We start from the raw sequence: 22,304 nt of genomic DNA on the forward strand, positions 1-22,304 counted from the left end.
GCAGTGCTCTCGCGCAGGAACTCGGGGTTGACCGCGACGCCGAAGTCTTCGCCGGCGCGCTTGCCGGAGCAGTCTTCAAGGATCGGCACCACCACGTTCATCACGGTGCCCGGCAACACGGTGCTGCGCACCACCACGGTGTGGCGGCCAGGCTTGTCGCGCAGGGCGAAGCCGATGTCCCGGCATACCGATTCGATGTAGCCCAGTTCCAGGTCGCCGTTCTTCTTGCTCGGCGTGCCAACGCACAGCATGCTCAGTTCCGAGTCGCGTACAGCGGCGGCCACGTCGGTGGTGCCGCGCAGCAGGCCGGACTTGATGCCCTTGCCGAGCAGCTCTTCCAGGCCCGGCTCGACGATCGGCGACTTGCCTGCGTTGATCAGGTCGATTTTTGCAGCGGAGATGTCCACCCCGATTACTTCGTGGCCCCGTGCCGACAGGCACCCGGCGCAGACCGCGCCCACATAACCCAAGCCAAAGATGCTGATGCGCATCGTCTTCACCTCGTCCATTTCACGCTATTAACATGGTGGTCAAGATAACCACCGCGAACACTACTGGGGCGTACAAGCAAAGTTGTGCACCGTAATCAGGCATTAGTAAGTTTCGTGGTTGCCAACTACACTTCCACGGCTCGGTTCTTGTTCTTTGATGAGCATTCCGTGCACGTGAAGAAGCACCGGAAGGGTGCGCCCCGCCGATCCTTGGCTATGCTAAGAGTGTCTTTCATGCGCGCAATAACCCTATGAAATTCATAGAGTTATAGTTAGTCTTCGGAGCTCGTCCGATAACTTCGATTAAACTTTCATGACCAACTTGAGAATGTTGGTGATGGTCAGTACGCGATTGAGAGCGAGGATGGCGTTGGTTAGTTCCCAGCCATTCGTCCCGATTGTGAAATGTATCGAAATTAAATAATTTATATCTGCGCCAGTATTTTGATGGCACTTGCGCAAATGGTATTGGGCGTCAAGCAGTTAGGCATTTTTGCGGCATGTGGCCATCAGTTTTTGGGGCAAATGGCCATTTATGGCGAAAGGCTTACAAGCCACGACGGGCGCAGCGGCGAGCGAAGCGGCCAGCGCAACGGCCAGCAAAATCGGCGAAAACGCCGGGATCACCCAGCGCAGCGGCAGAAGAGGCCTGCACCGTGCCGCTAAGACCGGTGCAGCGGGAGGGTAGGGGAGGGTCAGTCTTGCGGGGTGTCGCGCAGGAAAACCAGGTTGTCCGCCTTCGATTGCTCGGCACTGTAGCGATAGCCCTGGTAGTTAAAATCCTTCAATCCCTGCGGATCGCGCAGGCGTTCCTTGATCACGTAGCGTGCCATCAGGCCGCGCGCCTTCTTCGCATAGAAGCTGATGATCTTGTACTGGCCGTTCTTCAGGTCCTTGAACTCGGTATCGATGATGCGCCCATGCAGTGCCTTGCGCTTGACCGCCGAGAAATACTCGTTGGACGCCAGGTTGAGCAGCACGTCGTCGCCCTGGGCGGCCAGCGCCTCGTTCAACCAGCTACTGATGCGTTCGCCCCAGAAGGCGTAGAGGTCCTTGCCGCGGGCATTGGCCAGCTTGGTGCCCATCTCCAGTCGATAGGGTTGCATCAGATCCAGCGGGCGCAGCAGCCCGTAGAGGCCGGACAGCATGCGCAGGTGGTCCTGGGCGAAGTCGAAGTCCGCCTCGCTGAAATCCTCGGCCTGCATGCCGGTGTAGACGTCGCCCTTGAAGGCCAGCAGCGCCTGCTTGGCGTTTTCCGGCGTGAACGCCGGTGTCCAGCTGCCATAGCGGGCCGCGTTGAGCCCGGCCAGCTTGTCCGAGAGGTGCATCAATTCGCCGATCTGCGCCGGGCTCATCCCACGCAGTTGGGCGACCAGTTCCTGGGCATGATCGAGAAATTCGGGTTGGGTGTGGCGAGGGGTGGTCGGCGGCGTCTCGTAGTCGAGGGTCTTGGCCGGGGAAATCACCATCAGCATGCATAGTCTCCTCTTGCGTGGCGGCGATTCTAGCAGGCCGTTGAAAAACTACCTGCGTTGGCAATACTGCGTTAAAAACAGGCTCGAAATGCTCATTTACAGCTCGTAAACTCCGCTTCCTCGCCTGCCTTGTCTTGCCTGCCTCGCCTACGTTTTTCAACGCCTGCCAGTGGTTCGATCGGGTCGAGGACCACCTATGGTGGCGATAGGAGATCAGCGGCCGGTCACACCAGCGGGACCGGCGCTTCGGCTATGATGGCGCCCCCCGCGGCCGACCGGCTGCGTTTTGCCACTCTGACAAGGAGGTTTGCAGTGAGAACTCTTTCTCGCGTCGTCGTTTCCCTATTGCTGGGCTCCAGCGCCTTGCTCGCCCAGGCCGAACAGCTCCCCATCGAAGTGCTCAGCGCGGTAGTCAAGGACCAGCGCATCGCCGACGCCGAGGTGCTGGTGCAGAAGAACGGCGCACAGACGGTGGTCGGCAAGACCGATGCCCAGGGCCGAGTGACCCTGACCAGTGCGTTCCCCGACGATGCCGCCAGCCTGCTGATCATCAAGAAGCCCGGCTACTCCAACCTGGTCGCCAAGTGCCCGTGCAAGGGCATGACCTACGCCATCAGCCCAGTGATGCAGAACCTCGACGGCCTGCGCGTGGTGCTCAGCTGGGGCGAGGCCCCGGCGGACCTGGACTCGCATATTTCCTATCCGGGCAACCACATATTCTTCAATGCCAAGAACGGTGACGACGCCAACCTGGATGTCGACGACGTCGACAGCTACGGCCCGGAAACCATCACCCTGCAGAAGAAGCGCTTCGGCGAAACCTACGTGTACGCCGTGCATGACTTCAACAACGCCAGCAACCCTTCGTCCAACGCGCTGACCAACAGTCAGGCCAAGGTGTTCGTCTATGTCGGCCAGTCGCTGGTGCGTACCTATTACGTGCCGACCGGGAAACGCGGCAACCTGTGGACGGTGTTCCGCCTCAACGGCAATGGAGACTTCGAGGACATCAACCGCCTGGAAGGCTTCGAGAGCGGCAGCGAGGCCATCGGCGGCATCCTGCAGCCACTGCAGATTGAAGGTCAGAGCATCGCCAGCCAGGCGGCCAGCCAGCAGGCCCGTGGCGATGCCGACGCGCTGAACAAGCAGGGCGAGCGTGCCTACCACGCCGGCAAGCTGGACCAGGCCATCGAACTCTATCGCCAGGCCATCGAGCTGAACGCCAACTTCGGCCAGGCCTACAGCAACCTCGGCCTGGCCTATCAGAAGGCCGGGCGTACCGCCGAGGCGATCTGGGCCAACCGCAAGGCCATCGCCCTGGCCAGCGGCAGCAATGCCAACACTGTTCGTGCCAGCTCCTACTACAACATCGCGCGCATCTACGAAGAGGCCGAGCAGTACGATGACGCTCTGCGCCACTACCACCTGGCCAAGGAGCAGAAGGCCAACCCGGTCTACGACAAGGCCATCAACAGGGTCAAGGACCGTCATTGATCGTCACGCGCGCGCCCCATGGGGCGCGCTGCCATTTCAAGGAATCCCCATGACTTTCAGAACCCTGCTGCTGGCGCTCGGCTTGCTGAGCGCCACGGCGCAGGCGGCCGGTCCCGCCACTTTCGCCACCCTGGACCGCAGCGGCTGGCCGGAGCCACTGCATAGCCAGGCCGCGTTCGATACCGCCTCGCGGGCGGAAATCCTCACCTTCGCCCAGGCCCTGGAGGCCAGCGAGAAGCTCGACGAAACCGGCTGGACGCAGCGCCTCGGCCTGAAGTCGGCCAACCTGCAATCCATTGCCCAGGTGCGCGAACGCTTCTGGCAACGCCTGCTGGAAAACTACCGCTACGCGCGCCAGAGCTGCACGCCGGAAAGCGCGTTCTGCCTGCCCATCGGCAGCGTGCAGAGCCTGCGTGAACAGGCGCGGGTGTTCGTCATCGAGCCTGATTCCCCCTATTTCGCCTGGTCGGAGGCCAGCCGGCTGTTCCACCAGCGCTACCTGAGCGAGCAGATGCGCCTGGCCGCGCTTTTCCCGCGCATCAGCAGCGAAATCGAGCGCTTCTCGGAGCAGGAGCGCAACGGCGACGAGTTGGCTGACCTGCAATTCCTGCTGACCTTCGACGACGGCCCCAGCCCGGTGGGCGGCTCGACCGACAAGCTCGCCGCCTACCTGCGGGAGCAGCGCCTGAGCGGTACCTTCTTCGTACTCGGCGCCAACCTGCAGGGGCGCCTGGAAAAAACCTCCGGCACCGCGCTGCGCGACCTCTATGCCGGCCAGTGCGTGGCCTCCCACGGGTGGCAGCACAAGTCCCATGCCCAGTGGGAGGACTGGCAGAACTCGGTGACGCGCACCGACGGACTGCTGCGTCGCGAGCTGTCGGAAAACATGATGCCGCTGTTTCGCCCGCCCTACGGGCAGCGCCGCGCCGACAGCCAGGCGTTCTTCGCCAGCCAGGGGTTGCAGGTGGCGCTCTGGCAGATCGATTCCCAGGACTGGAGCGCCAAGGTCAGCGCCGAGGCCGCCGGCCAGCGGGTGCTGACATTGATGCTGCTCTGGCGGCGCGGGGTGATTCTGTTCCATGACATCCACAACAAGGCGCAGGTGGCGCTGCCCTGGTTATTGCAGGCGAGCGAAGGCTCGGCGGTGAGCTGGATGAGCTGTCGCAGCTATCGCTGAGGTGTTGACCTGGGGGCGGCCCGGGGGTTGTAGTCTGTTCAGGAACTCTTCAAGGAGCTGTCATGAACAACTGCGACCACTCCCGCTGGGAGCCTTCCCACGATTACCGCCCGCTGGAGCGGGGCGCCGAGCGCCAAGCCTGGCGGGTGGTCGCCCTGACCGGGGTGACCATGCTGGTGGAAGTCGCCGCCGGTTACTGGTTCAACTCCATGGCGCTGTTGGCCGATGGCTGGCACATGGCCTCGCATATGGTTGCCATCGGCTTGGCCGCGCTGGCCTACCTGTTGGCACGGCGCTATGCCAACGATCCGCACTTTGCGTTCGGCACCTGGAAGATCGAGGTGCTGGCCGGCTTCGCCAGCGCCCTGCTGCTGGTCGGCGTGGTGCTGATGATGGCCTTCGAATCTCTGTGGCGGCTATGGCGGCCGGAGCCAATCGCCTTCGAGATGGCCCTGGTGGTGGCAGTGGTCGGCCTGCTGGTGAACCTGGCATCCGCCTGGTTGCTGCGCGACCAGCATGGGCACGCCCATGGCCATGCCCATGATGACCACGACCACGGCGATCACAGCCATGCCCACGGCGGGCGCGACCTCAACCGCGATGCGGCCTTCCTGCATGTGCTTACCGATGCGTTGACCTCGGTAGCGGCGATCATCGCCTTGCTCGGCGGTCTGCTGCTGGGCTGGAACTGGCTCGATCCGCTGATGGGCATCGTCGGGGCGGTGATCATTGGCATCTGGGCCAAGGGACTGCTGCTGGAGACCGCCAAGGTACTGCTCGACCGCGAGATGGACAGCCCGCTGGTGGCGCGGGTCCGGCGAGCCATCGAACGCGAGCCGGACACCGAGGTGGCCGACCTGCACCTCTGGCGAGTGGGGCGTGCGCAATTCGCCTGCATCGTCAGCGTGGTGACCCATGGCGGCCGCTCGGCGGACCGCTACAAGACGGCACTGGCGGATTTCGACGAGCTGGTGCATGTGACCGTGGAGGTCAATCGCTGCGCCCAGGGCGAACATCTGGAGAGGGGGTAGGGAGGTTTTTTCGTGGCGAAAACGCCGGTAGGACTTCCGACTGTAACGAGGCACTGGCATGCCGCCAAGCGCTATTCGTCGAAGTGACAAATAAACTTAAGAAAGCTGAAAAATTCTTTCGCCTGTCATCTTTTTTGGAGTATCTAAAAGACAGACCGCCGAACCCTGCAGACAGGTGGCGGCCCCTTGGCCCATACCTGCTTGCACTCCCTCGGCTTCTTGTCCGAGAGATCGGTGGCCCCCGCGGCGGAGCGCTGTCCCCGGCATTCCGTCGCTTGGCTACTACAAGAAGGTGACCGAGTATGGATGATTACGGACGTGTCCGCTCCACCCAGCCTACCCTCTATGTCCTCGACACCAATGTCCTGATCCACGATCCCAACGCGCTGCTGAATTTCCAGGAACATCACGTTTCCATACCGATGACGGTGCTGGAGGAGCTGGACAAACTCAAGACGGGCAAGCACACCGTGGCCGCCGAGTGCCGCCAGGCGATCCGGCTGATCGATCAGGTGCTGGGCGAGGCCACCCCGGAGGAGGTGGAGAAGGGCGTTCCCATCCAGCGCGGCAAGAGTGGCCCCAGCGGCAGCCTGTCGATTCTCATGAGCAAGTGCGCGGAGCCGGTGACCTGGCTGCCCGAAAACCTCAACGACAACCGCATCATCAACCAGTTGGTGGAACTGAAGTCGCGCAAGGCCGGCATGCCGGTGGTGCTGGTGACCAAGGACATCAACATGCGCCTGAAGGCGCGTGCCTGCGGCATCGCTGCAGAGGACTACCACACCGATCAGTTGGTGGACGATGTCAACCTGCTATCGCGCGGCTACCACAGCCTGCCGGGCTCCTTCTGGGACCGGGTGAGCAAGGTGGAAACCCGCCAGGACCACGGTAGGACCTGGCACCGGGTGCAGCTCACCGACAACCTGCCGGCGGTGCACATCAACGAATTCATTCTCGACGAGCAGGGCTTCGTCGGCTGGATCAAGGGCATCAGGGAAAGCGAGTTGCTCATCCTCGACCTGCACCAGGAGCCGCTGCTGCACCAGGAAGCCTGGGGCCTGCGCCCGCGCGACGTGTACCAGAGCCTGGCACTGTTCGCCCTGCTCGATCCGGACATCCACCTGGTCAATCTGTCCGGCGCAGCCGGCTCCGGCAAGACCATCCTGGCGCTGGCCGCCGCCATCGAGCAGACCATGGTCAGCAAGCGCTACCGGCGCATCATCGCCACCCGCAGCGTGCAGGGCCTGGACGAGGACATCGGCTTCCTGCCAGGCACCGAAGCGGAGAAGATGGAACCCTGGCTCGGCGCCATCACCGACAACCTCGAAGCCCTGCACATGGACGACGAGAACACCCACGGCAGCGTCGACTACATCCTGCAAAAGGTGCCCCTGCAGTTCAAATCGCTGAACTACATTCGCGGGCGCAGCTTCCAGCAGAGCCTGATCCTCATCGACGAATGCCAGAACCTCACCCCCCACCAGATGAAGACCATCATCACCCGCGCCGGCAGCGGCTCGAAGGTGATTTGCCTGGGCAACCTGGCGCAGATCGATACGCCCTACCTGTCCGCTACCAGCTCGGGCCTGACCTACCTCACCGAGCGCTTCAAGGACTTTCCCCACGGCGTGCACATCACCCTGCAAGGGGTGCCGCGCTCGGTATTGGCCGAGTACGCCGAAGCGCACATGTAGCTGCGGCAACTGGCCACAAGCTGCCCCGGGCAGCTTGTGGCTCGTCGCCTGGAGTGCGGGTGTACAATGCCCCATCCCCCTCCACAGACCTGTATCCCATGCTTACTCATCTCGATTCCCAAGGTCGCGCCAACATGGTCGACGTCACCGAAAAGGCGGTGACGGCCCGTGAAGCGGTGGCCGAAGCCTACGTGCGCATGCTGCCGGAAACCCTGCAGATGATTCAGCACGGCGGCCATCCCAAGGGCGACGTGTTCGCCGTGGCGCGCATCGCCGGCATCCAGGCGGCGAAGCGGACCCACGAGCTGATCCCGCTCTGTCATCCGCTATTGCTGACCAGCATCAAGGTCGAACTCACGCCCAGCGGCGACGATGCCGTGCATATCGTCGCGCGCTGCAAGCTGGCCGGGCAGACCGGCGTGGAAATGGAAGCGCTGACCGCCGCCAGCGTCGCCGCGCTGACCATCTACGACATGTGCAAGGCCGTGGACCGGGGCATGACCATCGACGGCGTGCGCCTGCTGGAAAAACTCGGCGGCAAGAGCGGTCACTTCAAGGTGGAGCAGGCCCAATGATTCATGTGCAGTATTTCGCCCGATATCGCGAAGCCCTGGGCCTCGATGGCGAACAGGTGGATGGCGAGTTCGCCACGCTGGATGCCCTGCGACAGCATCTGCTGGCCCGCGGTGGCGCCTGGCAGGTACTTGGCGAGCAGAACCTGATGTGCGCGCGCAACCAGGAGCTGTGCAGCCTCGACGAAGCCTTGGCCGATGGCGACGAAGTCGCCTTCTTCCCCACGGTCACCGGAGGCTGACATGGCCATTCGCGTCCAGCCGGCGCCTTTCGATCCCGGCACCGAACTCAATGCCCTGCATGCTGCCAATGTCGGCGTCGGCGCGGTGGTCGGCTTCGTTGGCTACGTGCGCGACTTCAACGATGGCCGCGAAGTGGGTGGCATGTTTCTCGAGCACTATCCGGGCATGACGGAAAAGGCGTTGGAAAAGATCGCCATCGAGGCGGAGCAACGTTGGCCGTTGCTCCGGATCGAGATCCTCCATCGCATCGGTCGCCTGGAACCGGGCGAGCCGATCGTCTTCGTCGGCACTGCCAGCGCCCACCGCCAGGCAGCCTTCGATGCCTGTAACTTCGTGATGGACTATCTGAAGACCCGCGCACCGTTCTGGAAGAAGGAGGACACCCAGGACGGCCCGCGCTGGGTGGAAGGTCGCGCCAGCGACCACAGTGCCGCCGAGCGCTGGCGCCAGGGCTGAACGCGCTCGCCGCCTAGGTGCGTCGAGCGAGGGCCTGGCCCAGCCAGAGCAGCGCCAGGCCAGGCAGTAGCGCCAGCCCTAGCAGTGGCAGCTGCCGCACGAACAGCTCCATGGCGATTTCGCCGTAGGTCCAGGTCAGGCCGAACGCCTGGGCGTAGGAGGCGATGCCCAGGTACGCCGTCGCGGTCGCCGCGAGGGCGAAGCCGCCATACCGCCCCCATGGGTTGCGCCAGCGTGCCGTGATCGAGAAGGCCAGCATGCCTGGCACGGCCAGCACCAGCATTTCCAGGCGCGGATCGAAGGCTTCGGACAACTGCGGCCAATGGACGCACAGGCAACCCTGGTGCAGGCTTCCGCCCACCAGGGCGATGAACAGCCCGGCCACCAGCGGAATGCCCAGCGCCTGGACAAGCAGCAGCGCCGCGGCGAGCCGTCGTGGCCCGCCGCCCCGCAGTGCCTCGGCACTCCTGCCGTCAGCGCTGCGTTGCATTGGCGTGCTTGCTGGTATCCGCGTCCACCAGTTGGCGAATCTGCTCGAACAGCGGGTGGGCGGCCATATGCTTCTGCCCGTAGGCCAGGTTGAACCGATAGTCGAAGTCCGGCGGATTCTTGCCCTGGTTGTGCTGGATGATGGTTTCCAGCTTGTCCAGGCCCTTGACCAGGCGCGCTTCGAGGCTGCTGGCGTTTTCGTATTCGTCCCACAGCTGGAGGATATCCGCGCGGCGGGTCGGGTCGAGTGGGCGCAACAGCTCCATCAGGTCGGCCCGTTCCTGAACCGATTTATTCGGCGTGTCGCGTTGCTCGACTGCGGGGATATCGCCGTTGATGGCTTCCCCCAGGTCGTGAACGATGCAGATCTTCAGTAGTTTGGCGAGGTCGATGTCGCCAAACTCGCCTTCGAAGAGCATCGCCATCAGGCACAACCGCCAGGTGTGCTCCGCGGTGCTTTCCGGGCGGCCCGTGGATGTGTAGGAGCGGCGCAGCACATCCTTCAGTTTTTCTGCTTCGCGAACGAAGCTCAGGCAGCCGGCAAGTTGTTGTGAGTCCATGGCATTTCTCCGCGATACAACGCGCCTCCGGGGCTGGTACTGGCTTTGACCAGCCGAAGCGGTTGGCGTGCTGCGGTGTCGCTTCGCTTTTGGTTACTTCCGGTGTGTTAGCGGCGCAATGCCGGAAGAAATTCCAGCATGGCCTGCGGCAGCCGGGCGCGCAGGCCGGCGGTCAGACGGTCGCGATGTTTTTGATAGAGCAGGCCGAGGCCGATCACGCCCAGGCCGATCAGGCTCAGCACTACCGGGAACAACAGTGAGTCGGCGAACACTTCCTGGGCCAGGTGGCCGAGATAACCGGCCACGCCCAGGGCACCGAAAACCATGAACACCGGACGGCGCAGCAGTACCGCCAGCCCCATCAGCAGCAGGTTGACCAGGCAGTAGAACGCCTTGCCCAGTTCGCTGTCGTTTTCCATCAGACTCAGCCCGCCCCAGAACGCCGCCAGGCCGGCCAGATAACCCCAGAAGGCGAAGTCGTTACGGGTGCGACCATCGACCCACAGGCTGACGAACAGCAGCGCCAGGCCGAACCAGAGCGATACCGTGCGCCGTTGCTCCCAACCGAAGCCATCGCCATACAGCAGTTCGCTTAGATCCATCGACATGAACCACAGGGCCAGCGCCATCGGCATGACAATGAAGGGGAAGGGCAACAGGCGCAGCATCGCCAGGCCGGCCAGCACGGTGGCTGCTTCCATCGCCAGCCAACCGCTTTGCACCCAGAGGTAGTAGTCGCGGTAGCTGCCTTGGACGTCGTCGTCCGGCCACAGGCCGGTAAGGCGCTGCAGGGCGAACACCGCCAGCGGCGTCAGGCTGACCGCCACGGCGCCGAGCAGGCCTCCGGGAATCGGCTGGCCGCGTTGCCACAGGCTGCGGGCACAGACGGTGAAGGTGACGATGTAGGCGAGGCTGAACCCGAGCAGGGCGCCGTCGCCGATGCTCATCCAGGCTTCGGTGAGCAACCAGCCCATGGCGCCCATGATCAACAGCGCGCCGAAGTAGAAGGCGATATGGGCGAGCTGGAAGCTGGCGCGGGTGTCCGGTTGCTGCTGCAGGAAGGCCAGCAGGGCTTGGTCCTGGCCGGGTTGCAGTACACCGGCGCTAACTGCGCGGGCCAGGTCGTCGGCATCGAGCTTGAAGGTCATGAGCGGTCCTCCCTTTCAGCGGTTGACGTCGCAGCGCCGGGCATCGACACCTACCCGGGGCGACGACCAGCCCGCCCGGCAAGAAGCGGCGGCGCATCGGCGCCGTCGCTGCCTCTAAGGGATGGCCTTTGGCGGTGCGAAAAAAAGGCGAAGCTGGGCTTCGCCTTTTCCGTCGCACTGCGCTCAATGCTTGCGCGGCACCGGCTTGAGCAGCTCGTCGGGCGGCATTTCGCAGTTGATCTTGCGGCCCAGCAGTTCTTCGATCGGCGGCAGGGCGAAGGCGTCGTCCTCGCCGGCGAAGCTGATGGAGGTGCCGCTGCTGCCGGCGCGTCCGGTGCGGCCGATGCGGTGCACGTAGTCGTCCGGGTCTTCCGGCAGGGTGAAGTTGATCACGTGGCTGATGCCCTCGACGTGAATGCCGCGGCCGGCCACGTCGGTGGCGACCATCACGCGGATCTTGCCTTCGCGGAAGCCTTCCAGCGCGCGGATGCGCTTGTGTTGCGGCACGTCTCCGGACATCTGCACGGCGCTGACGCCGTCGCGCGTCAGGCGTTCCTCGATGCGCCGCACCTCGTCCTTGCGGTTGGCGAAGACCATCACCCGGCTCCAGTCGTTCTGGGTGATCAGGTTGTACAGCAGCTTGTACTTGTCGCTGCTGGCCACTGCGTAGACGTGCTGCTCGACGGTTTCGCTGGCGACGTTCTCCGGTTCGATCTCGACGATGGCCGGGTCGACCGTCCACTGTTTGGCCAGGTTCATCACGTCGTCGGTGAAGGTGGCGGAGAATAGCAGGGTCTGGCGCTCGCCCTTCATCGGGGTCTGCCGGATGATCTGCCGGACCTGCGGGATGAAGCCCATGTCGAGCATGCGGTCGGCTTCGTCGAGCACCATCACCTCGACCATGTCCAGGTGCACTTCGCCGCGCTGGTTGAAGTCCAGCAGGCGGCCCGGCGTGGCCACCAGGATGTCGCAGAAGCGCGTTTCCAGCTGCTTGAGCTGCTTGTCGAAGTCCATACCGCCGACGAAGCTCATTACGTTCAGGCCGCTGTACTTGGTCAGGCCGATGGCGTCGTTGGCGATCTGGACCACCAGTTCGCGGGTCGGCGCGATGATCAGTGCGCGCGGCTCGCCCATGTAACGCTCTTTCGGCGGCGGGGTCTGCAGCAACTGGCTGATGATCGAGATGAGGAAGGCGGCGGTCTTGCCGGTGCCGGTCTGGGCGCGGCCGATGGCATCCTGGCCCTTGAGCGTGAAGCCGAGCACCTGGGCCTGGATCGGCGTGCAGTAGGGGAACCCGAGGTCGTGAATGGCATGCATCACGCGGGGGTCGAGGTTGAAGTCGTGGAAGCGCGTCTTGCCTTCCTGGGGTTCGACCACGAAGTCTTCCAGCTTCCAGGTATCCACGGTCTTGGCCGGGCGTTCGCGACGCTTTTTCTCGCTCTTCGGTTTGTCGCCACGGGGCTTGTCTGCCTTGGCGGCGGGCTCGCCGGGCGCCTTGGCCTCGGCGGCGGGGCGCGGGGCCTTGGCCTTGCGGCCGGCGCTTTCGACATTGCCGGACTTTGCCGCGGAGGAGGGGGATGGAGCCGGTTCGGCGACGGGCAATTGGCCCTCGCCCTTGCCAAAAATTTTCTTGAGTGCTTTGAGCACGGTTATCTCGTCAGTCGTTGGTTAAGGAATGTACGCGCGCCAGTGTAATGCAAGAAGCCGGCCCGGTGTAGAAGCCGGGCTTCTTGTGGCCGGGCGCTTCAATCGGGAAGGCTGGCGAGGAGCAGCCGTTGCACGTTGCCGCCCATGATTGCGGCGATGTCCGCCTGGCTGAAGCCGGCCTTAAGCAGGCCGTCGGTCAACCTGGCCATGCCGCTGGCGTCGAACGGCGTGCGCACGGTGCCGTTGAAATCCGAGCCGAGGGCGACGTGCTCGACGCCGACCTTGTCTGCCGTGTAGCGAATCGCCTTGACGATCGCCTCGACCGAGGTGGCGCATACCGCCGTGTCCCAGTAGCCGATGCCGATCACCCCGCCGGTCGCGGCGATGGCCTTGATGTGGCGGTCGCTGAGGTTGCGCGTGCCGGGGCAGGTACCCTCGACGCCGGTATGGGATACCAGCAGCGGACGCCTGGCCATGGCCAGCACGTCGTCGATCAGCGCGCGGGAGGCGTGGGCCAGGTCGATCAGCATGCGTTTTTCCTGCATGCGCTCGATCACCTGGCGGCCGAACGGCGTCAGTCCGCCTTTTTCCAGGCCGTGGGCGGAGCCGCCGACCTCATTGTCGAAGAAATGGGTAAGGCCGCCGATGCGAAAGCCCGCGTCGTACAGGCGGTCGAGATTCTCCAGCCGGCCTTCCAGCGGATGCAGGCCCTCGGTGGCCAGCAGGGCGGCGACACGCTTCGGGTCCTTCTGCCAGACGCGGATGAACTGCTGCAAGTCGGTCCGGCTGAGGATGAGCACCAGTTGGCCGTCGCTGGCGGCGACCGCTTCCTGCAGCTTGTGGCCTTGGTAGAGCGCGCGTTGCAGCAGGCTGCTCCAGGTTTCCCGCGGCCAGCGCTGGGCCATGGCCAGCAGGGTGATGTTGTCGCTGTCGGCGCCATTGCGCTCGTAGTTCAGCCCGCGCGGGGTCTTGGTCACGGTGGAAAATACCTGCAGGGCAACATGGCCGTCCAAGAGGCGTGGCAGGTCGGAGTGGCCATAGCCGGCCCGTTCGAGCAGGTCGCGCTGCCAGAGCAGGGCGTCGTTGTGCAGGTCGGCGACGAACAGTTGCTGGTGCAGTCGCTGGGCCGGCTCGCTGGCTGGTGCGGACTGGCCGACGCGGTTCAGGCCGCGGTCGAGCAGCGAAGGCAGGCTGAAGAATACGGCCACGGCGATCACGGCCAGCAGCGACAGGGCGATCGGGAGTTTGCGCATGGGTAGCATCCGAGCGGTTTGGGTGCAGCGACTCTAGCAGGCTCGGTCCGCTGGCGGGCGCGTCGCGCAACCGGTTGGGAAGGCGTAGGGGGGCTAGCCGTACAGGCAGTTGCGTCCCTGCTGCTTGGCCTGGTAGAGCGCGCTGTCGGCTCGGGCGATCAGCGCCTCGAGGCTATCGCGCGCCCGCATCTGCGCCAGGCCGATGGAGACGGTGACGCCCGGCAGGATGCCCAGCGGCGCGTAGAAGGTGTCGATCTGCTCCAGGCTCTGGCGCAGGCGTTGGCCGATGGCGCGAGCGCCGTCGGCGTCGATCTCCGGCAGCAGGATGACGAACTCCTCGCCGCCATAGCGGGTCAGGCTGTCCTTGGGCCGCAACTGGTTGCGCAGGGTATGCGCCACCATGCAGAGGGCATAGTCGCCGGCAAGGTGGCCGTGCTGGTCGTTGTAGGTCTTGAAGTGGTCGACATCCAGCATCAGCATGCACAGCGGTTGGCTGTTGTAGGCACAGCGGGTGCTTTCACGCTGGTAGACGTGTTCCAGCCAGCGGCGGTTGAAGGCACCGGTGAGGGTGTCGACATTGGCGTTCTGCTCGGTATCGAGAATCACCTGGTTGCCTTCGCGGACCCGTTCGCACAGCAGCTCCAGCATGTTCTGCATCAACTGCGGCGACTGGTTGAACAGGCTGATCAGTGCCTGCCGGTGCAAGCGCAGTACCAGCGATGGCTTGGCCGCCACCACGTAGGCGCAAGGATGATCGTTGTCGATGAAGCTGATCTCACCCGCGCATTCGCCGGGTTCCAGCGTGCTCATGGCGTGGTTGTCGAGCGAGCCGAGATAGACCTTGAGTTGGCCTTCGAGCAGCAGGTACAGATACTGGTTGCGGTTGAAGGGGGAGAGCAGGATTTCCCCGGCGTCCACTTCGCAGGCGCGAAATTCCTTGAGCAACTGCTTGAGGTTGCTGGCGGCGACCTTGTGAAACAGTCGCAATTGCCGGAGCTGTTGCAGGTTTTCCTGCCAGCGTGCCGTTTTCATGGCAGCGCCGCACAGCAGTGAGCGTAAGAGGGCATCGCAAGCGCTTCCTGTCGACTTCAGCGGGCACCAGATTTGACAGTATTCCCGCCTCGGGAGCCTGGCAATCTCTGCTGCAGGGGCGACCGACCAGCGGTCGGTCACCCCTGACCGTTCAGTCCGGAATTATCGAGCTTTTCACGGCGAATCCCGCCAACCGTGTCGCAATTTCTTCATGTCGATGCGCAGCAGTGTGCGGCACGTGGATCAGTGCCAGTTGGCCATGCTGGTCGTCGGCGACCACGTCCACGCGAATGCCCGGATCGAGGGGCTGCAGCACCTCCTCGAAGACCCGACGGATGGCGTCGAAGCGCAGGGCCGGCTTGAAGGTCTTGCCCACTGCAGTCAGCGGGATGGCATCGATGATCCAGACTTCCTTGGGCACCGCGGCCCGCTCCGGAACCTGGGCCGCGGCGTGGGCCAGCAACTCGGCCTCGCTGACCTGTACACCGGGCTTGAGCTGCACATAGACCACCGGCAGCTCGCCTACCTTCTCGTCGGGCTTGCCGACGGCGGCGGCCAGCGCCACGGCCGGGTGCTTGTGCAGCGCTTCCTCGATCATCTGCGGGTCGATATTGTGGCCGCCGCGAATGATCAGGTCTTTGCTGCGCCCGGTCAGCCAGATGTAGCCGTCGGCGTCCATGCGGCCCAGGTCACCGGTGTTGAACCAGTCGCCGTCGACCCAGATGCCCTTGTTCTTGCTCTCCTGCAGGTAGCCCTTGAACACGGTGACGCCGCGCAGGCAGACATTGCCGATCTCGTTCGCCGCCGCATCGCGCAGGAACTGGCCATTGTCGTCGAGCACCTTGATGCTGACTTCGCAGTAGGGCATGCGCAGGCCGATGGAGCCCGGGCGGCGCTCGCCCTCGGGCGGGTTGCCGCAACTGCCGCAGGTGCCTTCGGTCAGGCCGTAGCCTTCGATCAGCTTGAGGCCGGTTTTGGCTTCGAACTGGCGGATCAGTTCCACCGGCATCGGCGCGGCGCCGCAGAGCGCGTAGCGCAGGCTGGAGAGGTCATGGCCCTCGCTGGGCAATTGCAGCAAGCCGGCGTAGATGGTCGGCACGCCGCTGAAGAAGCTGACCCGGTGGCGCTCGATAATCTTCCAGAAGTTCTGCATCAGGTTCTGGTTGCGGTAGCCCTGGGGCGTGGCCAGGAGGATTTGCGCGCCGCGATAGAGCGGAGCCAGGCCGGTGACCATCACGCCATTGACGTGGAACAGTGGCAAGCCGCAGAGCGTGGTATCGCTCGGGCCGAAGTCGAGCAGGAAGGACATGACCATGGCCATCGCCACTTCGTTCTTGTGGCTGTGCGGGGCCAGCTTCGGGGTGCCGGTGGTGCCGCCGGTGTGGAAGTAGGAGGCGATGTCTTCCGGTTGTATGTCACGGCCGCTTTCCAGATGGTCGGCAGGGCAGCTGGCGATCAGCTCGTCGAAGTCGAGCACGCCTTGCGGCAGTCCCCCGCGCTGGGCCTTGATGGCGCTACGCTGCGGCTCCGGCAGCAGGTTGGCCATGTCCACGGTAATGATGGCTTTCAGCTCCGGCAGCTGCTCGCGCAGGCTGGCGACCTTGTCCCACAGATCGGTGCCGGGGAAGGGCGCCAGGGTTACCAGCAGCTCGGAGTTCGAGGCGCGGACCAGCTCGGCGATGTGCTCGGATTCCAGCAGCGGGTTGATCGCGTTGACGATGCCGGCGGCCTCGCCGCCCCAGATGGTGAAGTGGGTGTGCGGCAGGTTCGGCAGCAGGAAGGAGACTGCCTTGCCCGGCCGCAGGCCGAGGCGGTGGAAGGCGTTGGCGGTCTGGGTGACCTTGGCCAGCAGCTCGGCATAGCTCAACTGATAGGGCGTCTCGTCCGCCGTGCCTTGCAGGAGGAAGCGCAGTGCGGGAGCGTCCGGGTTGCGCGCGGCGCTGCGGCGGATCAGCTCATAGGTGCTGGGCGGCATGTCGCGGGCTTCCAGCGGGGTTTGTTCGATGAGTTCGATGTCGCGCAGCGAGGCGATGACGGGGACGGCGGTTTGGGTCATGGCGTGGGGTCTTGGGCTCAATGGGATACTAGTTGTTGGGTCAGCCAGTTGCCGATGTCGCGGATCTGCTCGGGCAGTACCTCGTGGCCCATCGGATATTGCCGCCAGGTGAGCGGCACGCCAAGGGCAGCGAGGCGGTCGTGTGCCGCGCGACCGAGCGCCATGGCGACTACGTCGTCATGGCTGCCATGCATGCAGCACACCGGGATTCGCTGCTGGGCGTCCGACAGTTGCAGGTCGTCGCTGAAGCTCGGTGCATAGGTGGACAGCGCCAGCACGCCGCCTAGCGGACCTTGCCAGCGCAGGAAGGCGGTGTGCAGCACCACTGCGCCGCCTTGGGAGAAACCGGCGAGGAAGATACGCGCCGGGTCGATGCCGCCGTCGCGCTGCTGTTCGACCAGGGTGATGATCCGCTGCGCGGAGGCTTCCAACTGTTCCCGATCGACCGCGCGCGATTCCGCGCTCATCGCCAGGATGTCGTACCAGCTGGGCATCTCCCAGCCGCCATTGATGGTCACCGGGCGGGTGGGTGCTTGCGGCAGCACGAAGCGGGTGCTCGGCAGGCGCTCCTGGAGCATCTCGGCTACCGGCAGAAAGTCGTAACGGTCGGCCCCCAGACCGTGCAACCAGATGACGCACGCATCTGCACCATGTGTGGGCTGAAGGATCAATGGTTCGCTCATTACATCTCCATGATTCTGTACGCGTGTTCCATTGCGCAGGATGGTTTCCCGTTCAGGTGTCGGATATCGGAAAAAGATGTCGCAAGGGTACAAGTTTTCAGCTTGACCTGTCCGTATTGTTGCTACGCCTGGGCTCTGGTACGGGCTTTGCTATGCTAGCCCCGGACTGATGGCACAGTGCGCCAGCGGTAACACTGTTGGTAGTGCGCACGTTGCAAACAGACAGGAACCCGCCTCGCGGTGGGTTCCAGAAGGCCGCCAAGCATCGTAGAAAAGGGTGCGCGAGCGGTCACTGGCAGGCGGTTGGACGGTAACGAGACGATGTTCGACCGACTGTTATCCGTCTCCAGCCCATTTGACCAATGGGCGAGGCGTGGGTTTATGGCTGATCGGACTTGTGCCAACTAGACTCTCGCCTTAGGCCTGATCCCCCGGTCGGTCCCTGCTGTCATCGAGAGGGCCGAACGTGCCTCAAAAGGGTACGGTGGTAGGGTCGAGACTCCAAACACAACAAGAGCAACTGGAGGTTTTAATGAAGATGGTGAAATCCACCCTGGCTGTGCTGACCACAGCGGCTGTGCTCGGTGTCAGCGGCTTCGCGCAAGCGGGCGCTACCCTGGATGCGGTACAGAAGAAGGGCTTCGTGCAGTGCGGTATCAGCGACGGTCTGCCGGGCTTCTCCTATGCCGATGCCAAGGGCAACTACATGGGCCTCGACGTTGATGTTTGCCGCGCCATCGCCGCTGCGGTATTCGGCGACGCCAGCAAGGTCAAATACAGCCCGCTGACCGCCAAGGAGCGTTTCACCGCTCTGCAGTCCGGCGAAGTGGACGTGCTCTCGCGCAACACCACCTGGACCAGCTCCCGCGATGCGGGCATGGGTCTGAACTTCGCCGGCGTGAACTACTACGACGGCCAAGGCTTCCTGGTTAACAAGAAACTCGGCGTTTCCAGCGCCAAGGAACTCGATGGCGCCACCGTCTGCATCCAGGCCGGTACCACCACCGAACTCAACCTCTCCGACTACTTCCGTGCCAACGGCATGAAGTACACCCCCATCACCTACGATACTTCCGACGAGAGCGCCAAGTCGCTGGAGTCCGGTCGTTGCGACGTGCTGACCTCCGACCAGTCCCAGCTGTACGCCCAGCGTATCAAGCTGGCCAAGCCGGACGACTACGTGGTGCTGCCGGAAGTCATCTCCAAGGAACCGCTGGGCCCGGTGGTACGTCAGGGTGACGACGAGTGGTTCAACATCGCTCGCTGGTCGCTGTTCGCCATGCTCAACGCCGAGGAGCTGGGGGTGAACTCGAAGAACGTCGAGGACATGGCCAAGAACACCAAGAACCCGGACATTGCCCGCCTGCTGGGTGGTGAAGGCGAGTACGGCAAGGATCTGAAACTGCCGAAAGACTGGGCCGTGCAGATCATCAAGCAAGTCGGCAACTACGCCGAATCCTTCGAGCGCAATGTCGGTGCCGGCAGTGAGCTAAAGATCGAGCGTGGTCTCAATGCCCTTTGGAACAAGGGTGGTCTGCAATACGCGCCGCCGGTGCGCTGACCGTCTGTTGCCGCCGCCCCAGGGCGGCGGCAACGTTCCGATAAGAACAAACCCCGGGGCTGGCAGTCAGCGGCCACCGGGGATTCTTTATGAGGGCTGTTATGCAAACTAGTGCGCCTGCCCCGCGTGCCCGCGGCTCGGTATGGACCGATCCGCAGATTCGCGCGTGGTTCTTTCAGATCATCGCCGTTATCTCAGTCGTGGCGTTCGGCTGGTATCTGTTCCAAAACACTCAACACAACCTCGACCAACGCGGGATCGTCTCCGGTTTCGGCTTCCTGCAGAACAGCGCCGGTTTCGGTATCGCCCAGCACCTGATCGAATACACCGAAAGCGATAGCTATGGCCGGGTGTTCGTCATCGGACTGCTGAACACGCTGTTGGTTTCCAGTATCGGCATCGTGTTGGCGACCCTTCTCGGTTTTCTGATCGGCGTGGCCCGGCTCTCGCCGAACTGGCTGCTCAGCAAGCTGGCGACCGTCTATATCGAGACCTTCCGCAATATCCCGCTGTTGTTGCAGATCTTCTTCTGGTATTTCGCGGTCATGTTGCCCATGCCCGGCCCACGGCAGGCCATGAGCATCGGCGATGCCTTCTTCCTCAGCAATCGCGGCCTGTACATGCCGGCACCGGAAGGCACCGGTGGGTTCTGGCCATTCATGCTCATGCTCGCCGCCGCCATCGTCGCCGTCGTCCTGGTCACGCGCTGGGGCAAGGCGCGTTTCGAGGCCACCGGCAAGCCGTTCCCGCGCTTCTGGACTTCCCTGGCGTTGCTGGTATGCCTGCCGGGCCTGAGCGTGTTGCTGTTCGGCAACCCGTTCGACTGGAACGTGCCGGCGCTGCAAGGCTTCAACTTCCGTGGCGGCTGGGTGGTGATTCCCGAGCTGATGGCCCTGGGCCTGGCGCTGACCATCTACACCGCGGCCTTCATCGCCGAGAACGTGCGCTCCGGTATCCAGGCGGTCAGCCATGGACAGACCGAAGCGGCGCGCTCGCTGGGCCTGAAGGGTGGCACCACGCTGCGCCTGGTGATCATTCCGCAGGCCCTGCGCGTGATCATTCCGCCGCTGACCAGTCAGTACCTGAACCTGGTCAAGAACTCCTCGCTGGCGGCCGGTATCGGTTATCCGGACATGGTCTCGTTGTTCGCCGGCACGGTGCTCAACCAGACTGGCCAGGCGATCGAAACGATCGCCATCACCATGAGTGTGTACCTGGCTATCAGCATCAGCATTTCCATCCTGATGAACTGGTACAACAAGCGCATTGCGCTGATCGAGCGGTGAGGTGAGCGCATGACCATTACACATAGCTTCAAACCCGATCTGCCGCCGCCAGCGATGAGCGTGGGTGTGCTCGGCTGGATGCGGGCCCACCTGTTTTCCAGCGTGTTCAACACGCTGCTGACGTTCTTCGCGCTCTACCTGATCTGGCTGGTCGTACCGCCGCTATTGCAGTGGGCGTTCCTGGACGCCGACTGGACGGGCACCACCCGTGCCGACTGCACCGGCGACGGCGCCTGCTGGGTGTTCGTCAAGCAGCGCATCGGCCAGTTCATGTACGGCTTCTATCCGACCGAACTGCGCTGGCGGGTGGACCTGGCCGCCTGGCTGGTGGTCATCGGCGCGGCGCCCCTGTTCATTCCGCAGATGCCGCGCAAGGCGATGTATGGCCTGGCCTTTCTGGTGATCTATCCGTTTGTGGCCTACTGGCTGCTGCACGGCGGTTTCCTGGGCCTGGTCAACGTGCCGACCAGCCGCTGGGGCGGCCTGACGCTGACCCTGGTCATCGCTTCGGTGGGCATCGTCGGTGCGTTGCCGCTGGGCATCCTGCTGGCGCTTGGACGGCGCTCGAACATGCCGGCGATCCGGGTGATCTGCGTCACCTTCATCGAGTTCTGGCGTGGTGTGCCGTTGATCACCGTGCTGTTCATGTCCTCGGTGATGCTGCCGCTGTTCCTGCCCGAGGGGCTGTCGTTCGACAAGCTGCTGCGCGCGCTGATCGGCGTGATCCTGTTCCAGTCGGCCTATATCGCCGAAGTGGTTCGCGGCGGTTTGCAGGCGATCCCGAAGGGGCAGTACGAAGCGGCCGCGGCCATGGGCCTGGGTTACTGGCGCATGATGGGCCTGGTGATCCTGCCGCAGGCGCTAAAGCTGGTCATCCCCGGCATCGTCAACACCTTCATCGCACTGTTCAAGGACACCAGCCTGGTGATCATCATCGGCCTGTTCGATCTGCTCAACAGCATCAAACAAGCCACCACCGACCCGGCCTGGCTGGGCATGGCTACCGAGGGCTACGTGTTTGCCGCCCTGGTGTTCTGGATTTTCTGTTTCAGCATGTCCCGCTACTCCATGCACCTGGAGCGCAAGCTGGACACCGGCCACAAGCGTTAGGAGTGACTCATGAGTGAAGCAAGCAAGCAGCCTGTCGCCGGCGAAGGCATCATCCAGCTTCAGGGCGTGCACAAGTGGTACGGCCAGTTCCACGTGCTCAAGGACATCAACCTGAACGTGGCGCAGGGCGAGCGCATCGTGCTGTGCGGCCCCTCGGGCTCCGGCAAGTCGACCACCATTCGCTGCATCAACCGCCTGGAAGAACACCAGCAGGGCCGCATCGTCGTCGATGGCACCGAGCTGACCAGCGACCTCAAGCACATCGAGGCGATCCGCCGCGAAGTGGGCATGGTGTTCCAGCACTTCAACCTCTTCCCGCACCTGACCGTGCTGCAGAACTGCACTCTGGCACCGATGTGGGTGCGCAAGATGCCCAAGCGCAAGGCCGAGGAAGTCGCCATGCATTTCCTCGAGCGCGTGCGTATCCCGGAGCAGGCCCACAAGTATCCGGGGCAGCTCTCCGGCGGTCAGCAGCAGCGTGTGGCGATTGCCCGCGCGCTGTGCATGAAGCCGAAGATCATGCTGTTCGACGAGCCGACCTCGGCCCTCGATCCGGAAATGGTCAAGGAAGTGCTGGATACCATGATCGGCCTGGCCGAAGACGGCATGACCATGCTCTGCGTGACCCACGAGATGGGCTTTGCCCGCACCGTGGCGAATCGGGTGATCTTCATGGACAAGGGCGAGATCGTCGAAGAGAACGAACCCAACGCGTTCTTCGACAACCCGCAGAACGAGCGCACCAAGCTGTTCCTCGGGCAGATCCTGCACTGAGGCTGGCGTAGCGCCAAAGCAAGAAGGGAGCCCTCGGGCTCCTTTTTTGTTGTCGCGCTATTCGATCGGGGC

At 63.7% G+C, this 22,304-nt stretch carries 21 protein-coding genes; 11 read left to right on the forward strand and 10 right to left on the reverse strand.

All coding sequences use genetic code 11. The annotated features are described in order from the left end of the window. A partial coding sequence (locus ACWKV7_RS11585; RefSeq protein WP_483857821.1) for a nucleotide sugar dehydrogenase occupies positions 1-491 on the reverse strand: 491 nt, incomplete at its 3' end. A 695-nt stretch (positions 492-1,186) separates the two neighbouring features. Beyond that, complete coding sequence (gene yaaA, locus ACWKV7_RS11590) at positions 1,187-1,966, reverse strand: peroxide stress protein YaaA (RefSeq protein ID WP_483857822.1); 780 nt, start codon at positions 1,964-1,966, stop codon at positions 1,187-1,189. Between the two features lie 345 nt (positions 1,967-2,311). On the opposite strand from yaaA, the gene ACWKV7_RS11595 reads away from it, so the two are divergent. The 7 genes from ACWKV7_RS11595 to moaE all read left to right on the forward strand — a co-directional run bounded on the left by ACWKV7_RS11595 (position 2,312) and on the right by moaE (position 8,633). Then, positions 2,312-3,460, forward strand: a complete 1,149-nt coding sequence (locus ACWKV7_RS11595; RefSeq protein ID WP_483857973.1) for a YfaP family protein — start codon at positions 2,312-2,314, stop codon at positions 3,458-3,460. Between the two features lie 49 nt (positions 3,461-3,509). Next, positions 3,510-4,637 carry a polysaccharide deacetylase family protein gene (locus tag ACWKV7_RS11600; protein WP_483857823.1) on the forward strand — a complete coding sequence of 376 codons (1,128 nt, stop codon included), beginning with the start codon at positions 3,510-3,512 and terminating at the stop codon, positions 4,635-4,637. A gap of 62 nt (positions 4,638-4,699) precedes the next feature. Beyond that, positions 4,700-5,668, forward strand: a complete 969-nt coding sequence (dmeF, locus tag ACWKV7_RS11605; RefSeq protein WP_483857824.1) for a CDF family Co(II)/Ni(II) efflux transporter DmeF — start codon at positions 4,700-4,702, stop codon at positions 5,666-5,668. Between the two features lie 302 nt (positions 5,669-5,970). Further along, positions 5,971-7,362, forward strand: a complete 1,392-nt coding sequence (locus ACWKV7_RS11610; RefSeq protein ID WP_483857825.1) for a PhoH family protein — start codon at positions 5,971-5,973, stop codon at positions 7,360-7,362. Positions 7,363-7,460: 98 nt separating this feature from the next. Next, entirely contained in the window at positions 7,461-7,937 is a 477-nt protein-coding gene (gene moaC / locus ACWKV7_RS11615; protein ID WP_483857826.1) for a cyclic pyranopterin monophosphate synthase MoaC, read from the forward strand. Further along, positions 7,934-8,176, forward strand: a complete 243-nt coding sequence (locus ACWKV7_RS11620) for a MoaD/ThiS family protein (RefSeq protein ID WP_483857827.1) — start codon at positions 7,934-7,936, stop codon at positions 8,174-8,176. The genes moaC and ACWKV7_RS11620 overlap by 4 nt, the downstream gene beginning before the upstream one ends. A gap of 1 nt (position 8,177) precedes the next feature. Further along, on the forward strand, positions 8,178-8,633 hold the full coding sequence (gene moaE / locus ACWKV7_RS11625) for a molybdopterin synthase catalytic subunit MoaE (protein ID WP_483857828.1): 456 nt from the start codon (positions 8,178-8,180) through the stop codon (positions 8,631-8,633). A 13-nt stretch (positions 8,634-8,646) separates the two neighbouring features. On the opposite strand, the gene ACWKV7_RS11630 is transcribed toward moaE, so the two are convergent. From ACWKV7_RS11630 to ACWKV7_RS11665, 8 genes are all read right to left on the reverse strand, one after another. Continuing rightward, the gene (locus ACWKV7_RS11630; RefSeq protein WP_483857829.1) at positions 8,647-9,123 is read right to left on the reverse strand and encodes a hypothetical protein; all 477 of its coding nucleotides are present in this window, start codon (positions 9,121-9,123) and stop codon (positions 8,647-8,649) included. Then, positions 9,107-9,682 (reverse strand): HD domain-containing protein, encoded by a 576-nt coding sequence (locus tag ACWKV7_RS11635; protein ID WP_483857830.1) that lies wholly within the window; start codon positions 9,680-9,682, stop codon positions 9,107-9,109. The genes ACWKV7_RS11630 and ACWKV7_RS11635 overlap by 17 nt, the downstream gene beginning before the upstream one ends. 107 nt (positions 9,683-9,789) lie before the next feature. Beyond that, positions 9,790-10,830 (reverse strand): DUF2157 domain-containing protein, encoded by a 1,041-nt coding sequence (locus tag ACWKV7_RS11640; RefSeq protein WP_483857831.1) that lies wholly within the window; start codon positions 10,828-10,830, stop codon positions 9,790-9,792. 183 nt (positions 10,831-11,013) lie between these two features. Beyond that, positions 11,014-12,477, reverse strand: a complete 1,464-nt coding sequence (rhlB, locus tag ACWKV7_RS11645; protein ID WP_483857832.1) for an ATP-dependent RNA helicase RhlB — start codon at positions 12,475-12,477, stop codon at positions 11,014-11,016. 98 nt (positions 12,478-12,575) lie between these two features. Then, complete coding sequence (locus tag ACWKV7_RS11650) at positions 12,576-13,730, reverse strand: dipeptidase (RefSeq protein WP_483857833.1); 1,155 nt, start codon at positions 13,728-13,730, stop codon at positions 12,576-12,578. Between the two features lie 93 nt (positions 13,731-13,823). Next, a complete protein-coding gene (locus ACWKV7_RS11655; protein ID WP_483857834.1) occupies positions 13,824-14,762 on the reverse strand; it encodes a GGDEF domain-containing protein in 939 nt (312 codons plus the stop codon). 151 nt (positions 14,763-14,913) lie between these two features. Further along, complete coding sequence (locus ACWKV7_RS11660; RefSeq protein WP_483857835.1) at positions 14,914-16,818, reverse strand: acyl-CoA synthetase; 1,905 nt, start codon at positions 16,816-16,818, stop codon at positions 14,914-14,916. 17 nt (positions 16,819-16,835) lie between these two features. Beyond that, entirely contained in the window at positions 16,836-17,501 is a 666-nt protein-coding gene (locus ACWKV7_RS11665) for an alpha/beta hydrolase (RefSeq protein ID WP_483857836.1), read from the reverse strand. Between the two features lie 532 nt (positions 17,502-18,033). On the opposite strand from ACWKV7_RS11665, the gene ACWKV7_RS11670 reads away from it, so the two are divergent. The 4 genes from ACWKV7_RS11670 to ACWKV7_RS11685 all read left to right on the forward strand — a co-directional run bounded on the left by ACWKV7_RS11670 (position 18,034) and on the right by ACWKV7_RS11685 (position 22,232). Further along, on the forward strand, positions 18,034-19,062 hold the full coding sequence (locus ACWKV7_RS11670; protein WP_483857837.1) for an amino acid ABC transporter substrate-binding protein: 1,029 nt from the start codon (positions 18,034-18,036) through the stop codon (positions 19,060-19,062). 101 nt (positions 19,063-19,163) lie between these two features. Continuing rightward, entirely contained in the window at positions 19,164-20,348 is a 1,185-nt protein-coding gene (locus tag ACWKV7_RS11675) for an amino acid ABC transporter permease (RefSeq protein ID WP_483857838.1), read from the forward strand. Positions 20,349-20,357: 9 nt separating this feature from the next. Then, positions 20,358-21,458 carry an amino acid ABC transporter permease gene (locus ACWKV7_RS11680; protein ID WP_483857839.1) on the forward strand — a complete coding sequence of 367 codons (1,101 nt, stop codon included), beginning with the start codon at positions 20,358-20,360 and terminating at the stop codon, positions 21,456-21,458. A gap of 9 nt (positions 21,459-21,467) precedes the next feature. After that, positions 21,468-22,232, forward strand: coding sequence for an amino acid ABC transporter ATP-binding protein (locus tag ACWKV7_RS11685; RefSeq protein ID WP_483857840.1), 765 nt, complete (start codon positions 21,468-21,470; stop codon positions 22,230-22,232). Positions 22,233-22,304: the final 72 nt, after the last annotated feature.

The sequence above is a fragment of the Zestomonas ipomoeae genome, assembly GCF_057128665.1.

Coding starts and splice junctions, on each gene's coding strand:
- yaaA (WP_483857822.1), bottom strand. CDS start 1,966: ATGCTGATGGTGATTTCCCCGGCCAAGACCCTCGACTACGAGACGCCG.
- ACWKV7_RS11600 (WP_483857823.1), top strand. CDS start 3,510: ATGACTTTCAGAACCCTGCTGCTGGCGCTCGGCTTGCTGAGCGCCACG.
- dmeF (WP_483857824.1), top strand. CDS start 4,700: ATGAACAACTGCGACCACTCCCGCTGGGAGCCTTCCCACGATTACCGC.
- ACWKV7_RS11610 (WP_483857825.1), top strand. CDS start 5,971: ATGGATGATTACGGACGTGTCCGCTCCACCCAGCCTACCCTCTATGTC.
- moaC (WP_483857826.1), top strand. CDS start 7,461: ATGCTTACTCATCTCGATTCCCAAGGTCGCGCCAACATGGTCGACGTC.
- ACWKV7_RS11620 (WP_483857827.1), top strand. CDS start 7,934: ATGATTCATGTGCAGTATTTCGCCCGATATCGCGAAGCCCTGGGCCTC.
- moaE (WP_483857828.1), top strand. CDS start 8,178: ATGGCCATTCGCGTCCAGCCGGCGCCTTTCGATCCCGGCACCGAACTC.
- ACWKV7_RS11630 (WP_483857829.1), bottom strand. CDS start 9,123: ATGCAACGCAGCGCTGACGGCAGGAGTGCCGAGGCACTGCGGGGCGGC.
- ACWKV7_RS11635 (WP_483857830.1), bottom strand. CDS start 9,682: ATGGACTCACAACAACTTGCCGGCTGCCTGAGCTTCGTTCGCGAAGCA.
- ACWKV7_RS11640 (WP_483857831.1), bottom strand. CDS start 10,830: ATGACCTTCAAGCTCGATGCCGACGACCTGGCCCGCGCAGTTAGCGCC.
- ACWKV7_RS11650 (WP_483857833.1), bottom strand. CDS start 13,730: ATGCGCAAACTCCCGATCGCCCTGTCGCTGCTGGCCGTGATCGCCGTG.
- ACWKV7_RS11655 (WP_483857834.1), bottom strand. CDS start 14,762: ATGAAAACGGCACGCTGGCAGGAAAACCTGCAACAGCTCCGGCAATTG.
- ACWKV7_RS11660 (WP_483857835.1), bottom strand. CDS start 16,818: ATGACCCAAACCGCCGTCCCCGTCATCGCCTCGCTGCGCGACATCGAA.
- ACWKV7_RS11665 (WP_483857836.1), bottom strand. CDS start 17,501: ATGAGCGAACCATTGATCCTTCAGCCCACACATGGTGCAGATGCGTGC.
- ACWKV7_RS11670 (WP_483857837.1), top strand. CDS start 18,034: ATGAAGATGGTGAAATCCACCCTGGCTGTGCTGACCACAGCGGCTGTG.
- ACWKV7_RS11675 (WP_483857838.1), top strand. CDS start 19,164: ATGCAAACTAGTGCGCCTGCCCCGCGTGCCCGCGGCTCGGTATGGACC.
- ACWKV7_RS11680 (WP_483857839.1), top strand. CDS start 20,358: ATGACCATTACACATAGCTTCAAACCCGATCTGCCGCCGCCAGCGATG.
- ACWKV7_RS11685 (WP_483857840.1), top strand. CDS start 21,468: ATGAGTGAAGCAAGCAAGCAGCCTGTCGCCGGCGAAGGCATCATCCAG.